Genomic DNA, 21,148 nt, shown 5'->3' with positions numbered 1-21,148 from the left:
CGCCTTCGCCGATACAAGCCAACCTCAGCCCGACTCCGCCGGGCGGCCCCAACCCAAGCGCCTGCCGAACAGCAGATTGGCCAGAGCGCGGCGAGCTTTTTGCCGTTGGCAAGGCATCGTGTTCGTCAGCTTCCGCGCTTCGTGAAATGACGTGAGAACAGCATTTCGGAACCGGAGCTAACGCCCGGATTCTCCGAGATTTTCTCGGGCAGACGCCGCCTCGAATTCAGTTGCGAGCGACGCCTAGACTCAGGCCAAGAATCATTCCGTTTTTCACAAGCCATTGCATTTCAATGCAAAATATGATTTTATTGAATGATTATTCAACAAAAAGAAGAGACGTTTTATGAACCCGCACCTCCGTGACGTGGCGATCCCCAACGATTGGGACCGGCGGGGACTACCGGGCTGGAGTTACCATTCCGATGCCCTTCTCGAGCTCGAGAAGGAACATGTTTTCCGAAACCACTGGCAGATCGTCGGTCATGTTTCCGACGTCCCGAACGCCGGCGACTATCTGACCATGGACGTGGTCGGCGAACGCGCCCTGATCGTGCGCGGCAAGGACGGCGTCGTGCGCGGCTTCAACAATATGTGCCGCCACCGCGGCAGCCGTGTCGTCGCCGACAGCCAGGGCAATTGCAAGAACGCGCTGGTGTGCCCGTTCCACGGTTGGGTCTACAATCTTGACGGCACGCTGCGGGGCGCCGCGCGCCCGCGCTCCTTCCCCGATCTCGACAAGACCGAGTTCGGCCTGATGCAACTCGACCTGGAAGTCTGGATGGGCTTCATCTTCATCCGCTTCCGCAATGGCGGGCCGCAGCCTTCGGTCGCCGAGCTGATGAAGCCGATCGAGCCTGAATTCGCGCATTACAAGGCTGCCGACATGGTGCCGTCCTGGGGCATCTGGACCCAGAAGACTCCCGTCAACTGGAAGTCGGTGCGCGATGTCGACAATGAGGGCTATCACGTCGCCATGGCGCATCCCGCCCTGCAGGATCTCTATGGCGCGACCTATTTCGACGAGCCCTTCATCAACGGCGTGTCGCGCTCCTTCGCCACTTACAATCCGCATGCCGGCCGCCGCTGGAGCGTCAAGAACTACGTCAAGATCGCGCCCGAGCCGACGCATCTGCCGGACCATCTGAAGAAGGCCTGGGTCTATTACGGTATCTTCCCCAATGCCGTTATTTCGGTGATGCCGGAATCCGTGCAGTTCTATCAGGAGTTTCCGCTCTCGACGGGTGAAACCCTTTTGCGCGGCGCCATCTACCGCTACCGCGACGAAAGCCGCGAGCAGGCCGCCGCCCGCTACCTGTCCTTCCGCATCGACCGTGACACCATGTCGGAAGATGTCCAGCTGTCGGTGTGGTCGAACGAATCCATGCTGTCCGAAGCCTTTGAGGGCTTCTATCTCTCCGACCTCGAATATGGCGTGCGCACCCACCACGACCATCTGCGCAAGATGCTGCCCGTTCTAGGCTTGGAGACCGCGCCGGAGGAGAAGGACATGTGGAATCTGAACGACGCGCTGAGGTCGCGGTCGTAGCTTCCTTCTCCCCGTTCTACGGGAGAAGGAAGAAACCTCACCCTCGCCACACACCTTCACGGCGCAGATCATCCATGGTCCGCGAAATGCCCTCGCGCAAAATGCCGACCATGTCGTCGATCTGCTCGCGCGTGATGATCAGCGGCGGCGACATCACGCACATGTTGATCAGCGGCCGCACCAGCAGGCCGAGTTCATGGCAGTGGGCGTCGATGCGCTTGCCGACATCCTTGTCGAGTTGCAGCGGGTCCTTGCTTTCGCGGTCGGCGACACATTCGACGCAGCCCATCAGCCCGGCGCCGCGCACCTCGCCGACCAACGGCAGTTCTTCCAGCGTCTTGAGCTGCGCCTGGAAATAGGGCGCGACCGCTTGCGTGTGAGCGAGCACGCCCTCTTCCAGCAGGTCGAGATTTTTCAGCGCCACGGCACAGCCGACCGGATGGCTGGTGTAGGTCAGGCCATGGCCGAACATTGCGTCTGGATGGTTCGAGCGGCGCAACTCTTCCAGCAGCCGTTCCGAGATGATGACGCCGCCGAGCGGGAAATAGCCTGAGGTGACGCCTTTGGCGAAGGTGATCATGTCGGGATCGATGCCGAACACCTCGCCCGAGGCGAAGACATGGCCAAGCCGGCCGAAGCCTGTCACCACCTCATCGGAGATGTAGAGGATGTCGTAGTCGCGGCAGATCTCGCGGATGCGCTTGAGATAGCCGTCCGGCGGGATCACGACGCCTCCCGATGCCTGCACCGGCTCGCCGACAAAAGCGCCTATTCTGTCGGCGCCGACACGGGCGACCGTGTCGCGGAACTGATCGACGAGGAAGTCGGTGAAGGTGGCGACGCTCATGCCTTTCGGGCGGCGGAACGGGTCGGGCGAGGACAGCTTGATCACCAGCTCGTCGGCGCCGTCCATCCAGTCGCGGTCGCGCGGGCGGCCGTTGAGCGAGGCCGACAGATAGGTCGAGCCGTGATAGGCGCCGCCGCGCGACAGGATCAGCTTCTTTTCCGGGCGGCCGCGCACATTGTTGTAGAACTGCATGAAGCGCAGCGCCGTCTCCACGGCCGAAGAGCCGCCGGTCGTGTAGAAGACATGGCTGAGATCGCCCGGCGCATGGCCGGCGATGCGCATGGCAAGTTCGGCCGACGGCGCGTTCATCGTGTACCAGGGCGTGTTGTAGGACAGCGCCATCGCCTGATCGTACATCACCCTGGCGAGTTCCTCGCGGCGGTGGCCGACATTGACGCACCACATGCCGGCAGGCCCGTCGATCAGCCGCTTGCCGGTGTTGTCGGTGATGTAAATACCGTCGCCTTCGCCGATCAGCGCGCGGGCTTCGGCGCCGACGGAACCGGCATAAGGCCAGGGCTGGATGAGGTGGCGCTTGCCCAGTTCAATGGCATCGTCGCCGCCTGCCGCCGCCATTTCGGTCGCCTTCAGATCCCTCACCGCAGCCATCGTCGTCTCCACATCTCTTTCGATTTTTTCAAGGACCTCGAATTCGGTGGCAATACCGCAGATGACGGCTTTCTTCACCTGATTTTGAATGTCCGTTCAATCAATATCTCAGAAATAGCGCTTGATTTCAATCCACGGATGCGCGCATGATGAAAGAAAGCCGGCAAGCTAGGAACGCGACCAGCAAAAGTGGTCACCGGTTTTGCGTCCGATCGCGTTCCGAGGATAAAGTGGGAACAAACAGCCGGCGCCATCACGATGGGATGCGCATGGCGGAACAGTCCAGGCCAGCAACCGAGATCACGCCCGGAGCCCTGCCCTCCGGAGTCTGGCAATGACGGCGGCCGTGGAAGGGTCGCCTCCATTGCGCATGACGCGGGCCAGACGAAATGCCCTTCTGCAATCCGAGCCCGTCCAGGGCTTTGCCTTGATCAGTCCGACCTTTCTCTACGCCCTTATCCTGCTGGTCCTGCCGATCCTGGTGGTCATCGCCCACTCCTTCTGGACGCAGCACTATCTGACCATCGACCGCACCTTCACGTTGGAAAACTACCGCGTCGCGCTGACCGAGCCGATCTACCGCGATCTGTTGTGGCGCTCGCTCTACATTTCGCTGACGGTCAGCCTGTTCACCGTCATCCTCGCCTACCCCATCGCCTACTACATTTCCTTCCATGGCGGCCGTCACAAGAGCCTGTGGCTGTTCCTCATCACCATCCCGTTCTGGACCAGTTATCTCCTGCGCGTCATGTCGTGGAAGGTCATCCTCGGCTATAATGGCGTCTTGAATTCCGGCCTGATGGGCCTCGGCATAATTGACGAGCCGTCGACCGCTCTGCTCTACAATTCGAGCGCCGTCATCATCACCCTCACCCACGCCTGGGCGGCCTTCGCCATCCTGCCGATCTTCGTCTCGCTGGAAAAGGTCGACCGCACGCTGGTCGAGGCCGCCACCGACCTCGGCGACGGCCCCTTGCGCTCATTCCTGCGCGTGACCTTGCCGCTGTCGGCGCCGGGCGTCATTTCGGCGGCGCTCATCGTCATGATCCCCACCGTCGGCGACTATGTCACGCCGAAACTGGTCGGCGGCAAGGACGGCGTCATGATCGCCAACGCCATCCAGGCGCAGTTCGGCAAGGCGGCCAACTGGCCGCTCGGCGCCGCGCTTTCGGTCACCACCATGCTGATCGTGACCCTGATGGCCGGTGCCACGGTGCTGATCATCCGCGCCCTGCAGAGGCTGGCACGATGAGGGCGCGGCGCTTCCTGTCGGGCGGCTGGCTGTCCGTCTATGCGTTCCTCTATATCGTCTTCCTCTATCTGCCCGTGATCTTCCTGCCGATCTTCTCGATCAACACGGCGCCGACGCCGAAATTCCCGCTCACAGGCTTCACCTTGCAATGGTATGCGGACCTGCCGCACACGCCGGCTTTGCTCGACGCTGCCTGGAACAGCCTGAAAGTCGGCGTCTGCGCCTCGGTCCTGGCCACCGTGCTAGGCATCCTCGCCGCCCGTTCGATCACCCGCTACCGCTATCCCGGCCGCCGCACCATCAACGGCCTGATCATGGCGCCGCTGGTGCTGCCCGAGGTCATCGTCGCCATCTCGATGCTGCTGGTGATGCTGCAGCTGGGTCTCAGCCTGTCGCTGTTCACCGTCGTGCTCGGCCATGTCCTGATCTGCATTCCCTATTCGATGACGGTGCTCACCTCCGGCTTCGAGGGTTTTGATCGCAGCCTGGAGGAAGCCTCCGCCGATCTCGGCGAAAGCGCCTTCGGCACCTTCCGCCGGGTGACGCTGCCGATGGTGGCGCCGGCCATCATCTCCAGCCTGCTGGTCTGCTTCACCATCTCGCTCGACGAGTTCATCATCGCCTTCTTCCTGACCGGCACCGAAGCGACGCTGCCGATCTACATCTGGGGCCAGTTGCGCTTCGCCTCGAAACTGCCAGGCGTGCTAGCGCTGGGCACGCTGCTGCTGGTTGCCTCTTTCCTGTTGATGACAATCGCCGAAATCCTGCGCCGCCGCGCGGCCATACGCACCCAGAACGAGGGAGGCCTCTATGCCTGACCAGTCGCAGATCGAGCGCCCCCAATCGGATCGGGCCCAGTCTGATCGGGCGATGATCGAGATCCGCAACGTCACCCGCAGCTATGGAGCGTTCAAGGCGCTGGACGATGCCTCCCTGACCATAAGGGAGGGCGAATTCTTTTCGCTGCTCGGCCCATCCGGCTGTGGCAAGACCACGCTGCTGCGCATGATCGCCGGTTTCGACAACCCGACCAGCGGCTCGATCGCGGTCGGCGGCCAGCCGATGGAAGGCATACCGGCCAACCGCCGGCCGACCAACATGGTGTTCCAGAGCTATGCGATCTTCCCGCACCTCAATGTCGAGCAGAACGTCGCCTACGGGCTGAAGCGGCTGAAGCTTCAGGGCGGCGAGGAGAAGCGCCGCGTCGAGGAGGCGCTGGCGCAGGTCTCGCTGACCGGCCTCGGCAAGCGGCTGGCGACCGAACTGTCCGGTGGCCAGCGCCAGCGCGTGGCGCTCGCCCGCGCGCTGGTGATGCGGCCCAAGGTGCTGCTGCTCGACGAACCGCTGTCGGCGCTCGACAAGAAATTGCGTGAGCAGATGCAGGTCGAGCTGCGCCGCCTGCAGCAAGCGGTCGGCATCACCTTCGTGCTGGTCACCCACGACCAGTATGAAGCGCTCGCAATGTCCGACCGCATCGCCGTGATGTTCGGTGGCAAAATCGCGCAGGTCGCCTCGCCCAAGGAAATCTACCAGCGGCCGGTCAACCGCCAGGTCGCCGACTTCCTCGGCGGCATGAACTTCGTCAAGGCCGAGATCGTCGAGGAGAACGGCGCCTCATTGATTGTCGACACGCTCGGCTTCGGCCGCGTCAAGACCGACAAGCCGAAGGCCTTTGTGCGCAATGGCGGCGCGGCGACGCTCGGCATACGGCCAGAACGTCTGCGCGTGCTGTGGGACAATGCCACGGCAAAATTCGAGGTCGCCGGCAAGGTGGTCGAACGCCACTATTTCGGCGAGATCACCCATCTGATCGTCGAGATACCGGGACTGGAAAAGCCGCTGTCGGTGACCGAGACCAACGATTTCGGCGCCGACGACATTCCGGTCGGCACCCCGATCCGCCTCGCCTACGATCCCGAGGCGCTGGTGGCGATGGGCGACTGAAGCTGCGCCATGATCTTGCGGGCGGCGATGCGCCCGGCGACGATCGCACCTTCGACATAGCCGGGGAATGACGGCGACAGTTCCGAAGAGGCGAAATGCAGTGGCGGCGCACCCGCGAGAATCGCCCTCTCGGCGTCCCTCGCCGTCGCATCGACGATGAGGTCGCTGTAGGCGCCGCCGCTCCAGCGGTCATGGATCCAGTCGCGCTGGCTGAAATCAACACTGTCGCCTGCGCCCGGACCAAGAGCAGCCACCAGCCTTGCCGTCACTTCCGCGCGCAACGCGGCATCGCTGAGCGCACGCCATCGCAACGCCAGCGGCCCGCCGACGAAGACGACGAGCGCGGCATGCTCCGCATCCGTGCTGGCGTCGCAGGCAAACAGCCCCGGCAGATCGCGCCACATCACCATGCCGCTCAAGCCCCGCTCGCGCCAGAACGGCCGGGGATAGCGCACCAGGATCTTGATCACCGCGCCGCTTTCCCAAACGCCAAGCGCCTGCCTCAGGGAGGGCGGCAAGGCCGGCGCGAAAGCGAGTTTCGCGGCCGTCGCCGGCGGCAGCGCGACCAGCACCTGGCGCGCATCGATCACGCCATTGCCGGTGACGACACGAACGCCTTGCGGCTCATGCTCGATGCGCGTGACCGCTTCGCCGAGCCGGACCCGGTGGCCGAGGTCACCAGCCAGATCCGCGGCAACCGACTCCATCGTCTCGCGCAGGAAATATTGCAGCTCCGGCACCTCGTTGGTGATGCGCCGGTCATTGTCGATCAGGTGCCAGAGCGGCACCTTGTCCATCGGCAGGCACCACAGGCCTTCGATCATCGAGCGGAAAGCGGTCTTGGCATCGATAGGATCAGGCTGGCGTTCGAGCCAGGCGGCGACGCTCATGCCTTTTATCGACGGGTCGTCCGGCTCGATGCCGTTCATGCGCTCACGGATCGCCATCGCGCCGTGATAGGTCTGCTTGGCGTCCTTGGCCGGCATCGGCGGATGCGTGACGAAATCACCCTCGACATAGGTTTCGACGAAGGTCTTGCCGCGCGCCTTCGCCAGCGCCATCACTTCCGGCATGTCCTCGCACAGGAACTGGCCGCCGCTGTCAATGCGCTCGCCAAGTCCGTTGCGGATCGCCTCGACCCTCCCGCCGACGCGGTCGCGCGCTTCAAGCAACAGGAAATCGATGCCGGCCTGCTTCAGTTCAAGCGCCGCCGACAGGCCGGTGAAGCCGGCACCGACGATGACGACGTCGGTTCTCTGGGTTTTATCGTTCAATATCCGGCCTTGATCTTCTCGAACTCGTCGACCATGCGCTTCTTCAGTTCGGGCGCGACCGGCTGCTGGAACAGCGTCTTGTCGAGGAACTTGTCGATGTCGCCGAAGCCGCGCTCGGCCAGCACCTTGTGGTCGATCGCGGCCATGCCGGCACTGTTGCCATGGCCGTAGCCGAACGTCGTGACCATGTATTTGGAAATGTCCGGCGCGTTGACCGCGTTCAGGAAATCATAGGCCTGGTCGAGCTTGCCCGGCGCGTCCTTCATCAGCACGTACCCGCACACCCAGGTCGACATGCCTTCTTTGGTATCGCGGTTCATGGCGACGGGAACGCCTTGCCCGCTCATCGCGATCAGCGTCTGGCCCCAGCCCCAGGCAAGGTCGACCTCATTGCCGGAAAACGCCTGGTCGATATCGCTCGAATCGGTCCAATAGAGACGGACATTCTTGTGCACCTGGCGCAGGAAATCCGACGCTTCCTTGAATTGCGCGTCGGTCATCTTGGTCCAGTCCTTCAGGCCGATGACCAGGCTCGCCAGCGCGTAGGCATCGTCGACATTGTCGCCGATGGTGACCCGGCCCTTGAATTTCGGATCGGCCAGAATCCGCAGCGACTTCGCCTCGTCCGCCGTCACATTGTCGGTGCGGTAGAGCAGCGCCGTGTTGCCCCAGTCGAACGGCATGAACCAAGCCTTGCCGTCGGCCGTGGTGGTGAGGTTCTTCATCGCCATGATGCCAGGATTGAGGTCTTTCCAGCCTGTGATCTTCGACGTGTCGAGCGGCTGCAGCAGGCCCGCGTCACGCCATTTCGCCACGCTTTGCGAACAGGGGTGCGCGATGTCGGCCTTGAAGCCCGCCCGCATCTTCTCGAAGGCTTCGTCCTCGTCGCCGAAGAAGGCGAAGGTCGGCTCGGCGCCATTTTTGGCGGTGTAGGCGGGATGCAGCAGCGGGTCCTCGTAGCCGGACCAGTCGAACACCACGAGATCGCCGCCGCCTTCCGCCCAGGCATAGGCCGCGCCGGCGCCGATCGTGCAGGCGGCGGCAAGCGCCAGGCGGCGTAGCATTGGCGTCATGGCGAAACTCCCCCATCGCGAAAAAGCTTGCTGCGAGGTTAGGAGAAATCACCCGCTTTGGCGAGGCCCGTCCGCCCGCCATATCGGCGTCGGACGGGACGTCGAGACGAGATCAGTACCCGGCTTTGATCTTCTCGAATTCGGCGATCATCTTCAGCTTCAGATCGGACGGCAGCGGCGACTGGAAGAGCGTCTTGTCGACGAATTTCTGCACGTCGTCATAGCCCTTTTCCTTCAGGATCGCCGGGTCGACGCCGGCCATGCCCTTGGCGTTGGCCTGGCCATAGCCCCAGTCCTTGACCAGCACCTTGGCGGTCTCCGGATCGTTGACGGCGTTCAGATAATCATAGGCCTTGTCGACATTGCCGGGCGCATCCTTGAACAACACATAGCCGCAGACCCAGGTCGAGATGCCTTCATTGGTATCCTTTACCGACTTGATCGGCACGCCCGCCTTGACGGACTGAACCGTCGCGTCGTTCCAGGCCCAGGCGAGGTCGACCTCGCCACCGCTCATCAGCTGCACGATATCGGTGGTGTCGGTCCAGTAGGAGCGGACGTTCTTGTGCACCTGGCGCAGGAAGTCGGAGGCCTGCTTGAACTGGTCGTCCGTCATCTTGGTCCAATCCCTCAGGCCGATGGCAAGGCTTGCCAGCGCATAGGCGTCGTCGACATTGTCGCCGATCGACACCCGGCCTTTGAACTTCGGATCGGCGAACGCCTTCAGCGACTGCACGTCCTTGGCGCCGATCTTGGAGGAGTTATAGGTGAGCTGCGTGTTGCCCCAGTCCCACGGCATGAACCAAGCCTTGCCGTCATCGGTCGTGGCGAGATTCTTCATTGCCATGATGCCGGGATTGAGGTCCTTCCAGCCTGTGATCTTCGACGTGTCGAGCGGCTGCAGCAGGCCTGCCTCACGCCACTTCGTTACGCTCTGCGAGCAGGGGTGGCCGAGATCGGCCTTGAAGCCCGAGCGCACCTTCTCGAATGCCTCGTCCTCGTCGCCGAAGAAGGCGAAGGTCGGCGAATCGCCGTTCTTCTCGACATATTTCGGATGGAAGCTCGGGTCCTCATAGCCGGACCAGTCGAACACGATCAGATCCTTGTCGGCGGCGACGGCAAACGCTGCCGCCGAAGCCGCAAGCGCGCCACCCAGCGCCAATGTCAATGTCAGGCGTCGGCTAAGGTTCTTCATGCTGTTCCATCCTCTTTTGGTCTTGCCGGTCTTGGCGGCCGGCTGTTGCTAACCGTAGTGCTTGGGGAAGGCAGCGGCCAAGAAAGCGTTGGCCGCCTGCAAGGCTGTTTCGCGCGTCGTATCCTCGGTGCCCATCATCAGCCGCAGCCACAGCCCCTCCAGCATGGCCGACAGCGCCAGCGCCATCACCTGCGGCTCATAGGCATACGAGCCGCTCTGCTTGAGCGTCGCGCAGAGATCGATGAAGACCTGCTGGTAATAATTGTCGCGCGAACTGCTCAGCGCCTGATAGGTCGGCCGCGACTTGGCCTCGCCCCAGAAGGCCAGCCAGGCGGCGAGCTTGCGCTTGTTGCAGATCGAGCGGTCGAAGTCGGCCCACACCAGTTGCTGCAGCTGCCGCGCCGGATCGTCGCCTGCCTTCTGCAGGGAGGCGCGCCAATGCGCCGAATACTCGTCATACATGTGCTGCAGCGTCGCGATCAGCAGCTTTTCCTTGCTCTCGAAATGGAAGTTGACGATGCCCCGCGAGAGGCCAGCGCCATCGGCGACATCGGCCATCGTCGTCTCGGCGTAGCCGCGCTTGGCCAGCGAGTCGATCGTCGCCTCGATCAACTGCAGCTGGCGCACCTCCTTCGAAGCCTTGCGGCCACGCTTTTCGGCATCGCCCTTTTGCGCCGTTTCGGCGGGAATGTCCCTGGCCTCGGAAGTCTTCATGGGTGTGACGGTCTCCAGCATCGCCGGCTATCCAACCGGCCTCCAACCGCGCAGATGAGTGGGACGGTGCTCGCCGCTGTCAAGCACCTTCTGCATGGCCTCCCAGGTCTTGATGTTCTTGTCGACATAGGCCGCGCCGACCGCTGCCGCGGCTCGGGTGTAGAGCGGTCCCTTGAGCCGCGCGAGTTCCCCGCGCGCCACCTCCCGGTACCAGGGATTGCGGTCGCGCACGGTGATGTCGGCAAAGCCCGCCCGGCGCATCGCCTGCGCATAGCGCGCCGGCGAGGCCATGGCGAAGGACAGCCCCTCGGCGGCGACATAGGCCTTCATCTCGGGTGACGGTTCACCGTCATGCCCGATCATCCAGTTGGAGGCGGCAAAGACGCCACCCGGCTTCAGCACGCGAAAGATTTCGGCGAACAGGCTGTCCTTGTCGGGCACGTGCAGCAGCGCATCCTTGGAAAAGACGACATCGAAGGAGCGATCGGCGAAAGGCAACGGTCCGGGCGGCGCCTGGATGAAGTCGGCATGGTCCGAGAGCCCGCGCGCGGCGGCGCGCCCTCTGGCTGCCTCGATCACCGGCTGCTCGACATCGAAGCCGGTGGCATGCGCCACGCCATGGTGCTCGACCAGATGAAGGATGATGCCGCCGGAGCCGCAGCCGATATCGAGGACCGTCTTGCCTTCGAGCGAAAGCCCTTCGACGACCCGGTCGACCTCTTCGGGCCCGCCCGGCGACAGGTAGCCTTCGCCCCACAGCGCCTCGAGGAAGCGGATGGCGGTGTCGTCATACTCGGCATCTGCCGTTTCGATCATCAGCCCTCGATCCCCAATCGGCGAATGCTCAGTTCGAACGCCGCAAAGCCTAGCGCATGTCGGGGAAAACGCAATATCATTTGTTGAACATTCATTCAGAATGGCTGGACAGAATGGCCGATGCCGTGCCAAATTCCGCGCATTCGGGAACAGATCACGCAAAAATGAACAGCGGGTCGCACAGAGCAATTCCAGGAAAAGCGCGCGGCGCGGTCCCTTCGGAATTGCGCGGAAACAAAGAGACTGGGCCACAATGAAGGCATGGGACGCGATCATCATCGGCGGCGGCCACAACGGCCTGGTCAATGCCTGCTATCTGCAGCGCGCCGGGCTCGACGTGCTGGTGGTGGAGAAGAACGAATGGGTCGGCGGCGCGGCCACCAGCCGCGAGCTGACGCCGGGCTTCCTCTATTCCAACTGCTCCTATGTCTGCTCGCTGTTTCGCCCCGAAATCATGCGCGACCTCGAACTGCCGCGCTTCGGCCTGCAGGTCATTTCCTATGAGGGCGGCGCGGTGTTCACCAGGGATGGCGACTATCTCGCCAACTACCGCGACCATGACGCGCACCGCCGCGAATTCGCCCGCTTCTCCAGGCGCGACGCCGAGGCCTATGACCGCTACGCCCGCGACGTGACGCGACAGTGCCGCTTCATCCAGCCGCTGCTGATGCGCACTGCGCCCGACCCGACCAGTCTCAAGCCGCGCGATATCGGTGAGCTGCTCTATCTCGGCAAGAAATTCGCCGGCCTGTCGGCCGAAGAAATGGCGCTGACACTGCGCTTCTGGACCATGTCGATCTCGGACTTCCTCGACGAATATTTCGAGACCGATGTCATCAAGGCGAACTTCGCTTTGTCCGGCATCATCGGCACCGCGCTCGGGCCGATGTCGCCCGGCACGGCCTATGTGCTCTTGCACCACTATATGGGCGAGGTCGACGGCTCGGTCGGCGCCTGGGGCTATGCGCGCGGCGGCATGGGCGCGGTCACCAAGGCGCTGGCCGCGTCGTTCAAGGCTTCGGGCGGCACCATCCGCACCGGCGCCGAGGTCGACCATGTGCTGGTTGCCAGAGGCAAGGCCAAGGGCGTGGTGCTGGCCGGCGGCGAGGAAGTCTACGGCAAGCTCGTCGTCTCCAATGCCGATGTGAAACGCACCTTCCTGAAGCTGGTCGAGGAAAAGGAACTGCCCGACATTTTCCTGCGCCGGGTCAAGAACTTCAAGATCCGCGGCTCCTCCGGCAAGGTCAACATCGCGCTCGATTCGCTGCCGGAATTCCCCGCACTGCCGAAGGACTCGCCGGTCTATCGCGGCGACATGCATTTCACCGATTCGGTGGAGCGCATGGAGCGCGCCTATGACGACTGGAAGGCCGGGCGCTGGTCGGCCGATCCTTTCCTCGACATGGTCATCCCGACGACGCTCGATCCGACCATGGCGCCGCCGGGCAAGCACTTCATGAGCTGCTTCGTGCAATACGCGCCACCCAAGGTGAACGGCCGCGACTGGACCGACGCCGATCGCGACGGCTTCGCCGAAAGCGTGGTTGCGCAGATATCAGAATACTCGCCCGGCTTCCGCGATCGCATCGTCCATATGGAGGTGCGCACGCCGCGCGAGATCGAGGCAGAGGTCGGGCTCACCGAAGGCAATATCTTTCAGGGCGAACTCACCTTCGACCAGCTTCTGTTCAACCGGCCGGTGCCGGGCTACGCGCAATACCGCTCGCCGGTCGGCGGGCTTTATATGTGCGGCTCCTCGACCCACCCCGGCGGCGGCGTCATGGGCGCGCCCGGCCGCAATGCCGCCGCCGAAATCCTGCGCGATCTCGCCAAATCCACCTCGCATATGAGCCCGGCCCATGACGTCATTTGATGCGATCGTCATCGGCGGTGGCCACAACGGCCTCGTCGCCGCCGCCACGCTGGCCAAAGCCGGCCGCAAGGTGCTGGTGCTGGAAGCAGGCAACGAAGTCGGCGGCGCGGCGCGCACCGAGGAATTCGCCCCGGGCTTTCGCGCCTCGTCGGTCGCTCATCTGTTGAACCGCCTGCATCCCGATGTGGTGAAGACGCTGGAGTTGGAGAAGCATGGGCTGCAATTTACCCGCGCCGACTTCCTGCCGTCGGTGGCGCTGTCGAAGGACGGTCCGGCGCTGATGCTGCATGGCGCCTATGGCGAGGTTCTGACCGGCGCCAGCAGTTCGGAACAGTCGGCCTGGAAGGAACTGCGTGCGCAGCTGCTGCGCTATGCCGGCATCCTGAAACCCTTCCTTTCGCGCCGCCCACCCGATCTCGCCGGCATGTCGCTGCTGGAGACCGCTTCGCTCGGCCAGACCGCGCTGGCGCTGAAGAAGCTCGGCAAGGAGGACATGCGCGACTTCCTGCGCGTGCTCTTGATGAACGTCGCCGACCTGCTCGACGAACAGCTCAGGGATGACAGGCTGAAAGGCCTGCTCGCCTTCGACGCGACGCTCGGCAGTCATCTCGGCCCGCGCTCGCCGACCTCGTTGCTCGGCCTTTACTATCGCCTCGCCGGCGAGACCGGCGGAGCGGCCGGTGCTCAGGTCCTGCCGCGAGGCGGCATGGGCGCCGTCATCGCCGCCATCCGCGCCTCGGCGGAAAAGACCGGCGTCACCATCCGCACATCGGCTGCCGCAGCCAAAATCATCGTCGAGAAAGGCCGCGCCATCGGCGTCGCGCTCGACACGGGCGAGGATCTGCGCGCCAGGACAATTGTCTCGGCCATCAATCCGGCGACCACCTTCCTCGACCTTGTCGGGCCACGCGAAATCGACACCGGCTTCCTCCGCAAGGTGAAAAACATCCGCATGAAAGGCGACGCCGCCAAGCTTCATCTGGCGCTCGACCGGCCGCCGCAGTTCACTGGCGCCGATGCCGCCGCTCACAAGGGACGGCTGGTCATCGCGCCCTCGCCCGATCATGTCGAGCGTGCCTTCAACCCATGCAAGTATGGCGAATTCTCACCCGAACCGGTGATGGAAATCACCCTGCCCAGCCTCGCCGATCCATCGCTCGCGCCTGATGGCGCCTGCGTTCTGTCGGCGGTGGTGCAATACGCGCCCTACGCGCTCAGGGAAGGCTGGGCTACCGGCAAGCCGAAATTCCTCGAGGTCGTCATGGCGCAGCTCGAGACCTACGCGCCCGGCGTCGGCAAGAGTGTCGTCCATGCCGAGCTTCTGACGCCGGCCGATATCGAGGCGCGCTACGGCATGCCCGGCGGCCACTGGCACCATGGCGAATTGCAGGCCGACCAGATGCTGGTCTCGCGGCCCATTTCAGGCTGGTCGGGCTACGATACGCCGCTCGAAGGGCTGTTCCTGGCCGGCGCCGGCTCGCACCCCGGCGGCGGTGTCTCCGGCGCTCCCGGCCTCAACGCCGCGCGACGCATCATTGCGATGAAGGGATAGGCCATGGCCCAGGCAACCAGGAAGAAGCCCGCTGCGAAGACAGAAGACGCGGCCGTTTCCGCCCGCATCGCCGCGCAATCCCATTTCCGCACGCTGCGCCTCGGCACGCCATTCCAGCCGCGCCTGGACGCGCTGGCAAAGACCCAGGACTGGTACAATTGGGCCGGCTACCGCGCGCCGCATTCGCTGTGGGACGAGGAGCTGGAATATTTCGCCATTCGCAGCCAGGCGGCTTTGTTCGACATCTCACCGATGACCAAATACCGGATAGAAGGGCCGGAAGCCGAAGCCTTCCTCGATCGCGTCACCTTGCGCGACGTCACCAAACTCAAACCCGGCCGCGTCCACTATACGGCGTGGTGCGACGACGAAGGTTTTGTCCTCGACGACGGCACACTGTTTCGCCTCTCGCCGACACGCTTTCGTCTCTGTTCGCAGGAGCGCCATCTGCCTTGGCTGCTCGACAGCGCAATCGGATTCGACGTGACTGTCGAGGAAGAGACCGAGGCTATCGCTGGGCTGGCACTGCAAGGGCCGACCTCCTTTGCCGTGCTGCGCGATGCGGGCTTTGCCGGCGTCGAGAAGCTCAAGGTTTTCGACCTTGCCGATTTCCCGCATGACGGCGCAACCGTCACCATCTCGCGCACCGGTTTCACCGGCGATCTCGGCTACGAACTGTTCATGCCGGCCGACAAGGCGCTGAGCCTGTGGGACCGGTTGATGGCGGCCGGCGAACTGCGCGGCATCCGGGCCATCGGCTACACCGCGCTCAACCGCGCGCGGCTGGAGGCCGGGCTGATCGTTGCCAATGCCGATTTCACGACCGCCGAGCACGCCATCCGCGCCGACCGCTTGCGCAGGCCTGACGAGATCGGCCTCGGCTTCATGATCGATCCGGAAAAGGGCCATTTCAACGGCCGCCGCGCCATCCTCGAGGCCCGCGCCAAGCGCAGGCTGCGCCACGTGCTGGTCGGGTTGGAGATCGAAGGCAACATCCCGGCCGAACACGCCATCGTCTATCACAAGAAGCATCAGGAGGTCGGCCTGGTCAGCGCCGCCATGTGGTCCCCAATGGCCAAGCGCAACATCGCCATCGCTTCGCTGGCGCGGCCCTATGGTGATACCGTCGTGGAAGACCTGTGGGTCGAGATCTACGCCATGCGCGAGCTGCAATATCAGAAGCTGATGAAACGGGCCAAGGTGGTGGCGCGGCCCTTCATCAAGCTCGATCGCCGCACCGCCAATCCGCCGGCGGATTTCTGACCATGGCCGACGACGCAGAGCTGGAGGCCGCAGAGCAGTGGGAGTTGGTCAACACGCCGCTCGGCGAAAAATGGTCCGGACGCACCCGCTATGCCGCCGCCATGTTCTTCTACAAGCGCGGCGAGATGAGCGCCGAGACACTCGAAGTCTACCGCATCTGCGCGCGGCTGGATTCCGAGAACCCGCTGCCGATCATCAGGGATCGCGGCGTCGGCAAGGATTGGCTGAAGCGCATGGACTTCGATCGGTAGCCTTCAGCCTATCGTGCGCTCGAGCATGCTCAGCCAGTTGCGGTAAGCGATCTTCTCGATCAGGGCACGGCCGAAGCCACGCGCGGCCAAGGCATCGATCAGCTTCGGCAGGCCGGCGACGTCGCCGATGACGGCCGGGATCATGGCGCCGTCGAAATCGGAGCCGAGGCCGACGCCGTCCTCACCCAGCGCCTGCAGCAGGGAATCGACATGACGCACCATGATGTCGAGGCTGGTGTCGGCATTCATGCGGCCGTCCTCGCGCAGGAAGCCGGTGGCGAAGTTGAGCCCGACCATGCCGCCGGACTCGCGTATGGCGCCGAGCTGCCAGTCGGTGAGATTGCGCGAATGGGTGCAGAGCGCATGCACGTTGGAGTGGGTGGCGACCAGCGGCGCGTCGCTGAGACCGGCGACGTCGCGAAAACCCTTCTCGTTGAGATGCGAGAGGTCGATCATGATCTTCAGCTCGTTGCAGGCCTTGACCAGCGCCTTGCCGGCATCGGTCAGCCCCGGGCCGGTATCCGGGGAGGACGGAAAGCGGAACGGCACGCCGTGGCCGAAGGCATTTGGCCGGCTCCAGACAATGCCGAGCGAGCGCAGGCCGGCGGCATGCAACACGTCGAGCATGGTCAGTTCGGGATCGATCGCCTCGACGCCCTCGATGTGGAACACCGCGGCGATCGTGCCTTTGGCCATAGCGTTTCGCACATCGCCGGCGGTGCGGCAGACGGCCAGAGCCCCGGCCCGCTCCAACCGGAACAGGATCGAGGCCATCGCGATCGTCGAGTTGAGCGCATCGGCGCGCGGCACCTCCGGCGGCAGCGGCTCGCTGTCGCTCGGCGCCAGGGGCACGGCGCTGCGCCTGGCTTTCTCGACCGGCGGCGGAAAGATCGCGAACATGCCGCCGGCAAAGCCGCCCGCCTTGGCGCGCGGCAGATCGATATGGCCGCCCGACTTGCCTTCGACGAACAGCTTTTCGACGTCCCTGTCCTTCGACTGATACAGCCTGAGCAGCGTATCGTTGTGGCCGTCGAAGACGGGGACGAGGTCGGTTTCGGTCATCGGGGGATCATTCGGTTCGTTTGTCGGCGCGGCGAGACATCATATCTAGGCAAGATATCTGGTCGCGGCAAATGACAAAGCCAACCGGCAGCGGGGACTGCCCCTTTATCCCCCCGCTGCAGCCTATCGAGGACGCGCCTGCGCCTCCTAGTGCTTCAGCACGTCTGCCCATTCCGCGTGGCGGCGGAACTGGGCGTTGGCGAACGGGCAAAGCGGGATGATCTTCTTGCCCGCCGCGCGCGCATCCTCGACGGCGCGGGTGACGAGCCGAAGCCCGGCGCCCTGGCCGCGAAACGCGTCCGGCACTTCGGTGTGGTCGATGATGATCTGGTGTTCGCCGATCTTGGTGAAGGTCATCTCGGCCTCGGCGCCGCCGGGTCCACGCAGCACGTAGCGACCCTTGGAGCCGCGGTCTTCCAGTTCGATTTCAGGCAGTTGGTCAGGCATGTCTAAACTCCCTAGGCGACCCTGGCGAAAAGCCGCCGGGCCGCTTCGATTTCATTTGGCCGCACCTCGTGCCCGCCTTCGTGCCATTCCACTGTGACATCGGCGCCGTCGGCACGCAAATAGGCCTCGAGCCGCGTCGTCAGGTTCGGCGGGCAGATCGGATCGCGCTTGCCGGCGGTCAGCAACATGTGACGGCCGGCGAGGCTGCCCTTCACCTCAGGCTCGAACGGGATCAGCGGATGCATCAGCACCGTGGCGTCGAACAGCGCGGGCTCGGCGAACACCACGGACGCCAGTATGTTGGCGCCGTTTGAATAGCCGAGGCCAAGCACCGCCGAGGGTTTCGCCGCCTCGACATGTGCCTTGACGAATTCAGCCATCTTGCTCGTCCCCCGCGCCAGGTCGTCCATGTCGTAGACGCCCTCGCCGGTGCGACGAAAGAAGCGTGCAGCGCCATACTCGGACACATCGCCGCGCGGCGAGATGATGGTGGCCTGGGGCACGAGATCGCGTCCCGGCGAGAGAAGCTGGCTCTCGTCGCCGCCGGTGCCGTGAAAGACGAAAAGCATGGGGCCGCCCGGCGAACCGGGCAGCACCTTGTGGATGTAAGCGTCCTTGCTCATGACCTCAGCCTTCCAGCTTCTGCAGATGCTGTTCGAGATAGGGCCGCAAATGCTGGTGCTGCGTCGGCAGCTTCAGCGCTTCGCCCAGATGCGCGGTGTCCTCATCCCTGTCGAAGCCCGGCTCGTTGGTGGCGACTTCGAACAGCACGCCGCCCGGCGTGCGGAAATAGATCGCCCAGAAGTAGTCACGGTCGATCACCGGCGTCACCCCATAGCCCGTGTCCATCAACGCCTTGCGCACTTCGAGCTGCTTGGCTCGGTTCTCGACGGCGAAGGCGACATGGTGGACGGAACCGGCGCCGAGATCGGCGAAGGCCGTGGTCGGCAGCGATTCGATATCGACGACATCGGCGCCATTGCCGTTCTTCACGGCGAGCCGCCTGACATTGCCTGACTTGTCGACTTCCTCGTAGCCCATGAATTTCAACAGTTCCTCGGTGGCGCCGCCATCCTTCAGCCTGAGCGAAACCGAGTGAAAGCCGCGGATCGCCTCGTCGGTCGGAATGCCGCCTTTGGCCCACGGCGCCCTGCCGTCGGCCTTGTCCTCGACAAGCGCGAAACCGTCGCCATCGGGGCCGGCAAACCTGAGCCGCTTCTCACCGAAACTCTCCTCGCGGGAAACGCCGCTCACGCCTTCGTCAGCAAAGCGCTTTTCCCAATAGGCGAGCGTGCCTTCCGGCACGGAGTAGACCGTGGTGCCGACTTCGCCGACCCCGGGACGGCCCTTGCCGATGTTGGGAAACGGAAAATAGGTCATCACCGAACCGGGGGTGCCGGCCTCGTCGCCATAATAGAGGTGGTAGACGTCGGGCGCGTCGAAATTGACGGTCTTCTTGACCCGACGCAGGCCGAGCTTGTGGGTGAAGAAGTCATTGTTCTGGCGGGCATCCCTGGCCATCGAGGTGACGTGATGCAGGCCCTTGATCTGGTCGAGCATTGTCTCGCTCCTTCCCTTGTTGTTTGTGCTGTCCACGCCAATATGAGGACACGACCGCTTGCGGCAAAGGCGCCAAACACAGAATGGACTGTGCTGTAAAAGTGAACGATGGAAAGAATTTTGTTCACCAATCGACTAACAGGGGTGGTCTTGCGCCCTTGCTGGAAATCGGTTCCATGAATGGCATTCGACGAGCCAGCGAAAGGTACAGCGAGTGACAGGAAAAGCCAGACGCCCGAACGTTCTCCTGATCACCTGCGACCAGTGGCGCGGCGACTGCCTGTCGTCTGCTGGCCATCCGGTGGTGAAGACGCCCAACGCCGATGCGCTGGCTGCGGAGGGCGTGCTGTTCAGGCAGCACTATGGCGGTGCGGCGCCGTGCTCTCCAGCCCGCGCGTGCCTCTACACCGGTCTCTACCAGATGAACAACCGCGTCTGCCGCAACGGCTCACCGCTGGACGCCCGTCACGGCAATATCGCGCAGCATGCGCGCAGCATCGGCTACGATCCGACGCTGTTCGGCTACACCGACGTGTCGCTCGATCCGCGCCCGCTGACGCCCCGCGACCCAAGGCTGAAAAGCTATGAAGGCGTGCTGCCCGGATTCACGGTGCGGCAATTGCTGCCGGAGCATCAGAAACAGTGGCTGTCCTGGCTGAAGCAGCAAGGCATCGATGCCAGCGCCGGATCTCCGGACATCCATCGCCCCGTAGGCGATGAAGACACCGCAGACGCAGTGACAGAGGCGCCGCCAATCTATTCGAAAGACCAGACGCCGGCGGCCTTCCTTGCCGGTGAGTTCATCCGCTGGCTCGGCGAACAGGAGCAGGCCATGCCCTGGTTCGCGCATCTCTCCTTCATCAGCCCGCACCCGCCCTTCATCGTACCGGAGCCCTACAACACGCTGTACGATCCGGCTGACGGCCCGGTCTTTCATCGCGCCGAGAGCTGGCGAGCCGAAGCCCAGAGCCATCCCTATATCGCCTATGATCTCAGCCGGCAGAGACGCGCGAAGTTCCGCCCCGGCGCGACGGGCAAGGTGCACGATTGGAGCGAGGACGATTTCCGCCGCATCCGGGCGATTTATTACGGCATGATCTCGGAGGTCGACGCACAACTCGGTCGGATATGGCAGGCGCTCAAGCTTTCAGGCGCGTGGGACGACACCATCATCGTTCTCACCTCGGACCATGCCGAGATGATGGGCGACCATTTCATGTTGGGCAAGGGCGGCTACTTCGACGGCAGCTACCACATCCCGTTGATCATCCGCGATCCGCGGCATGGCAAGGCTGCCGGCAGCACGGTGGATCGTTTCACCGAAGCGGTGGACATCCTGCCCACGCTTATAGATCTGCTTGGCGAGGCCCCCGAACCGCATCTCGACGGATGGTCGCTCAAACCATTCCTGAGCGGCGGAACCCCCGCCGTCTGGCGCGACGCCGCGCATTGGGAGTTCGATTTCCGCTCTATCGCCGACGGCGAGGCCGAGGCGCATTTCGGCATCGCTTCGCGCCAGTGCAACCTGGCTGTCATCCGCACAAACAAATTCAAATACGTGCATTTTGGCGGCGGCTTGCCACCTTTGCTTTTCAACGTCGAGACGGACCCTGGTGAACTGACCAACCTCGCCACCAGCCCCGCGCATCTGTCCATTCGTCTGGAATTCGCCGAGCGGCTGCTGGGCTGGCGAGCCGAGCACCTCGACCAGTCACTGGCGCTGGCGGAGTTGACGGAAACCGGCGTGGTGGGACATGTGAGTAAGGCAACAAGGGAGTAGGGCAGTAAGGCAGTATGTTTGGATATGCCGGCATCGACGCCGCACACCCTACTGCCCTACTGCCCTACTGCCCTACTGCCCTACTGC

19 protein-coding genes are annotated in these 21,148 nt (G+C 63.7%); 9 read left to right on the top strand and 10 right to left on the bottom strand.

What is annotated here, in order from left to right; all coding sequences use genetic code 11:
* Window positions 1–346 precede the first annotated feature (346 nt).
* Window positions 347–1,549, top strand: a complete 1,203-nt coding sequence (locus tag JG746_RS07635) for an aromatic ring-hydroxylating oxygenase subunit alpha (RefSeq protein WP_202357589.1) — start codon at window positions 347–349, stop codon at window positions 1,547–1,549.
* 37 nt (window positions 1,550–1,586) lie between these two features.
* On the opposite strand, the gene JG746_RS07630 is transcribed toward JG746_RS07635, so the two are convergent.
* Window positions 1,587–3,005, bottom strand: a complete 1,419-nt coding sequence (locus JG746_RS07630) for an aminotransferase (protein ID WP_202357588.1) — start codon at window positions 3,003–3,005, stop codon at window positions 1,587–1,589.
* Between the two features lie 334 nt (window positions 3,006–3,339).
* Between JG746_RS07630 and JG746_RS07625 the strand changes: the two genes are divergently transcribed.
* From JG746_RS07625 to JG746_RS07615, 3 genes are read left to right on the top strand one after another with little or no spacing between them, the layout of a single operon-like run.
* Window positions 3,340–4,257 (top strand): ABC transporter permease, encoded by a 918-nt coding sequence (locus tag JG746_RS07625; RefSeq protein WP_202352442.1) that lies wholly within the window; start codon window positions 3,340–3,342, stop codon window positions 4,255–4,257.
* Window positions 4,254–5,075, top strand: a complete 822-nt coding sequence (locus JG746_RS07620) for an ABC transporter permease (protein ID WP_202357587.1) — start codon at window positions 4,254–4,256, stop codon at window positions 5,073–5,075. The genes JG746_RS07625 and JG746_RS07620 overlap by 4 nt, the downstream gene beginning before the upstream one ends.
* A gap of 52 nt (window positions 5,076–5,127) precedes the next feature.
* Window positions 5,128–6,201: an ABC transporter ATP-binding protein gene (locus JG746_RS07615; RefSeq protein ID WP_202359286.1), complete on the top strand. Its 1,074-nt coding sequence runs from the start codon at window positions 5,128–5,130 to the stop codon at window positions 6,199–6,201.
* Here the strand turns inward: JG746_RS07615 and JG746_RS07610 are convergent.
* The 5 genes from JG746_RS07610 to JG746_RS07590 all read right to left on the bottom strand — a co-directional run bounded on the left by JG746_RS07610 (window position 6,165) and on the right by JG746_RS07590 (window position 11,273).
* Window positions 6,165–7,475 carry a flavin monoamine oxidase family protein gene (locus JG746_RS07610; protein WP_244730695.1) on the bottom strand — a complete coding sequence of 437 codons (1,311 nt, stop codon included), beginning with the start codon at window positions 7,473–7,475 and terminating at the stop codon, window positions 6,165–6,167. The two genes, JG746_RS07615 and JG746_RS07610, sit on opposite strands and share 37 nt — an antisense overlap.
* Window positions 7,472–8,548, bottom strand: a complete 1,077-nt coding sequence (locus tag JG746_RS07605; protein WP_202357586.1) for an extracellular solute-binding protein — start codon at window positions 8,546–8,548, stop codon at window positions 7,472–7,474. The genes JG746_RS07610 and JG746_RS07605 overlap by 4 nt, the downstream gene beginning before the upstream one ends.
* Window positions 8,549–8,660: 112 nt before the next feature.
* A complete protein-coding gene (locus tag JG746_RS07600; protein ID WP_202357585.1) occupies window positions 8,661–9,743 on the bottom strand; it encodes an ABC transporter substrate-binding protein in 1,083 nt (360 codons plus the stop codon).
* Between the two features lie 48 nt (window positions 9,744–9,791).
* On the bottom strand, window positions 9,792–10,478 hold the full coding sequence (gene betI, locus JG746_RS07595; protein WP_202357584.1) for a transcriptional regulator BetI: 687 nt from the start codon (window positions 10,476–10,478) through the stop codon (window positions 9,792–9,794).
* A gap of 6 nt (window positions 10,479–10,484) precedes the next feature.
* Window positions 10,485–11,273 carry a methyltransferase domain-containing protein gene (locus tag JG746_RS07590; protein WP_202357583.1) on the bottom strand — a complete coding sequence of 263 codons (789 nt, stop codon included), beginning with the start codon at window positions 11,271–11,273 and terminating at the stop codon, window positions 10,485–10,487.
* Window positions 11,274–11,526: 253 nt separating this feature from the next.
* Between JG746_RS07590 and JG746_RS07585 the strand changes: the two genes are divergently transcribed.
* The 4 genes from JG746_RS07585 to JG746_RS07570 are packed head-to-tail and all read left to right on the top strand — an operon-like array spanning window position 11,527 to window position 16,212.
* Window positions 11,527–13,146, top strand: a complete 1,620-nt coding sequence (locus JG746_RS07585) for a phytoene desaturase family protein (RefSeq protein ID WP_202357582.1) — start codon at window positions 11,527–11,529, stop codon at window positions 13,144–13,146.
* Entirely contained in the window at window positions 13,133–14,698 is a 1,566-nt protein-coding gene (locus JG746_RS07580) for a phytoene desaturase family protein (protein WP_202357581.1), read from the top strand. The genes JG746_RS07585 and JG746_RS07580 overlap by 14 nt, the downstream gene beginning before the upstream one ends.
* Window positions 14,699–14,701: 3 nt before the next feature.
* A complete protein-coding gene (locus JG746_RS07575; RefSeq protein WP_202357580.1) occupies window positions 14,702–15,961 on the top strand; it encodes an aminomethyltransferase family protein in 1,260 nt (419 codons plus the stop codon).
* A 2-nt stretch (window positions 15,962–15,963) separates the two neighbouring features.
* The gene (locus JG746_RS07570) at window positions 15,964–16,212 is read left to right on the top strand and encodes a hypothetical protein (RefSeq protein ID WP_202357579.1); all 249 of its coding nucleotides are present in this window, start codon (window positions 15,964–15,966) and stop codon (window positions 16,210–16,212) included.
* 3 nt (window positions 16,213–16,215) lie between these two features.
* Here the strand turns inward: JG746_RS07570 and JG746_RS07565 are convergent, their stop codons facing one another.
* The 4 genes from JG746_RS07565 to JG746_RS07550 form a co-directional block, all read right to left on the bottom strand.
* Window positions 16,216–17,274, bottom strand: coding sequence for a dipeptidase (locus JG746_RS07565; RefSeq protein ID WP_064981710.1), 1,059 nt, complete (start codon window positions 17,272–17,274; stop codon window positions 16,216–16,218).
* A gap of 147 nt (window positions 17,275–17,421) precedes the next feature.
* A complete protein-coding gene (locus JG746_RS07560) occupies window positions 17,422–17,721 on the bottom strand; it encodes a GNAT family N-acetyltransferase (protein WP_010911871.1) in 300 nt (99 codons plus the stop codon).
* A gap of 11 nt (window positions 17,722–17,732) precedes the next feature.
* The gene (locus tag JG746_RS07555; RefSeq protein WP_202357578.1) at window positions 17,733–18,344 is read right to left on the bottom strand and encodes an alpha/beta hydrolase; all 612 of its coding nucleotides are present in this window, start codon (window positions 18,342–18,344) and stop codon (window positions 17,733–17,735) included.
* 4 nt (window positions 18,345–18,348) lie between these two features.
* Window positions 18,349–19,281, bottom strand: coding sequence for a VOC family protein (locus tag JG746_RS07550; protein ID WP_202357577.1), 933 nt, complete (start codon window positions 19,279–19,281; stop codon window positions 18,349–18,351).
* 214 nt (window positions 19,282–19,495) lie between these two features.
* On the opposite strand from JG746_RS07550, the gene JG746_RS07545 reads away from it, so the two are divergent.
* Entirely contained in the window at window positions 19,496–21,061 is a 1,566-nt protein-coding gene (locus tag JG746_RS07545) for an alkaline phosphatase family protein (RefSeq protein ID WP_202357576.1), read from the top strand.
* The last annotated feature ends 87 nt before the right edge of the window (window positions 21,062–21,148 follow it).

Origin of the sequence: Mesorhizobium sp. 113-3-3 (genome assembly GCF_016756495.1) — a bacterium.
Classification (GTDB): domain Bacteria; phylum Pseudomonadota; class Alphaproteobacteria; order Rhizobiales; family Rhizobiaceae; genus Mesorhizobium.
This window is presented reverse-complemented; position numbering and strand designations above follow the sequence as displayed.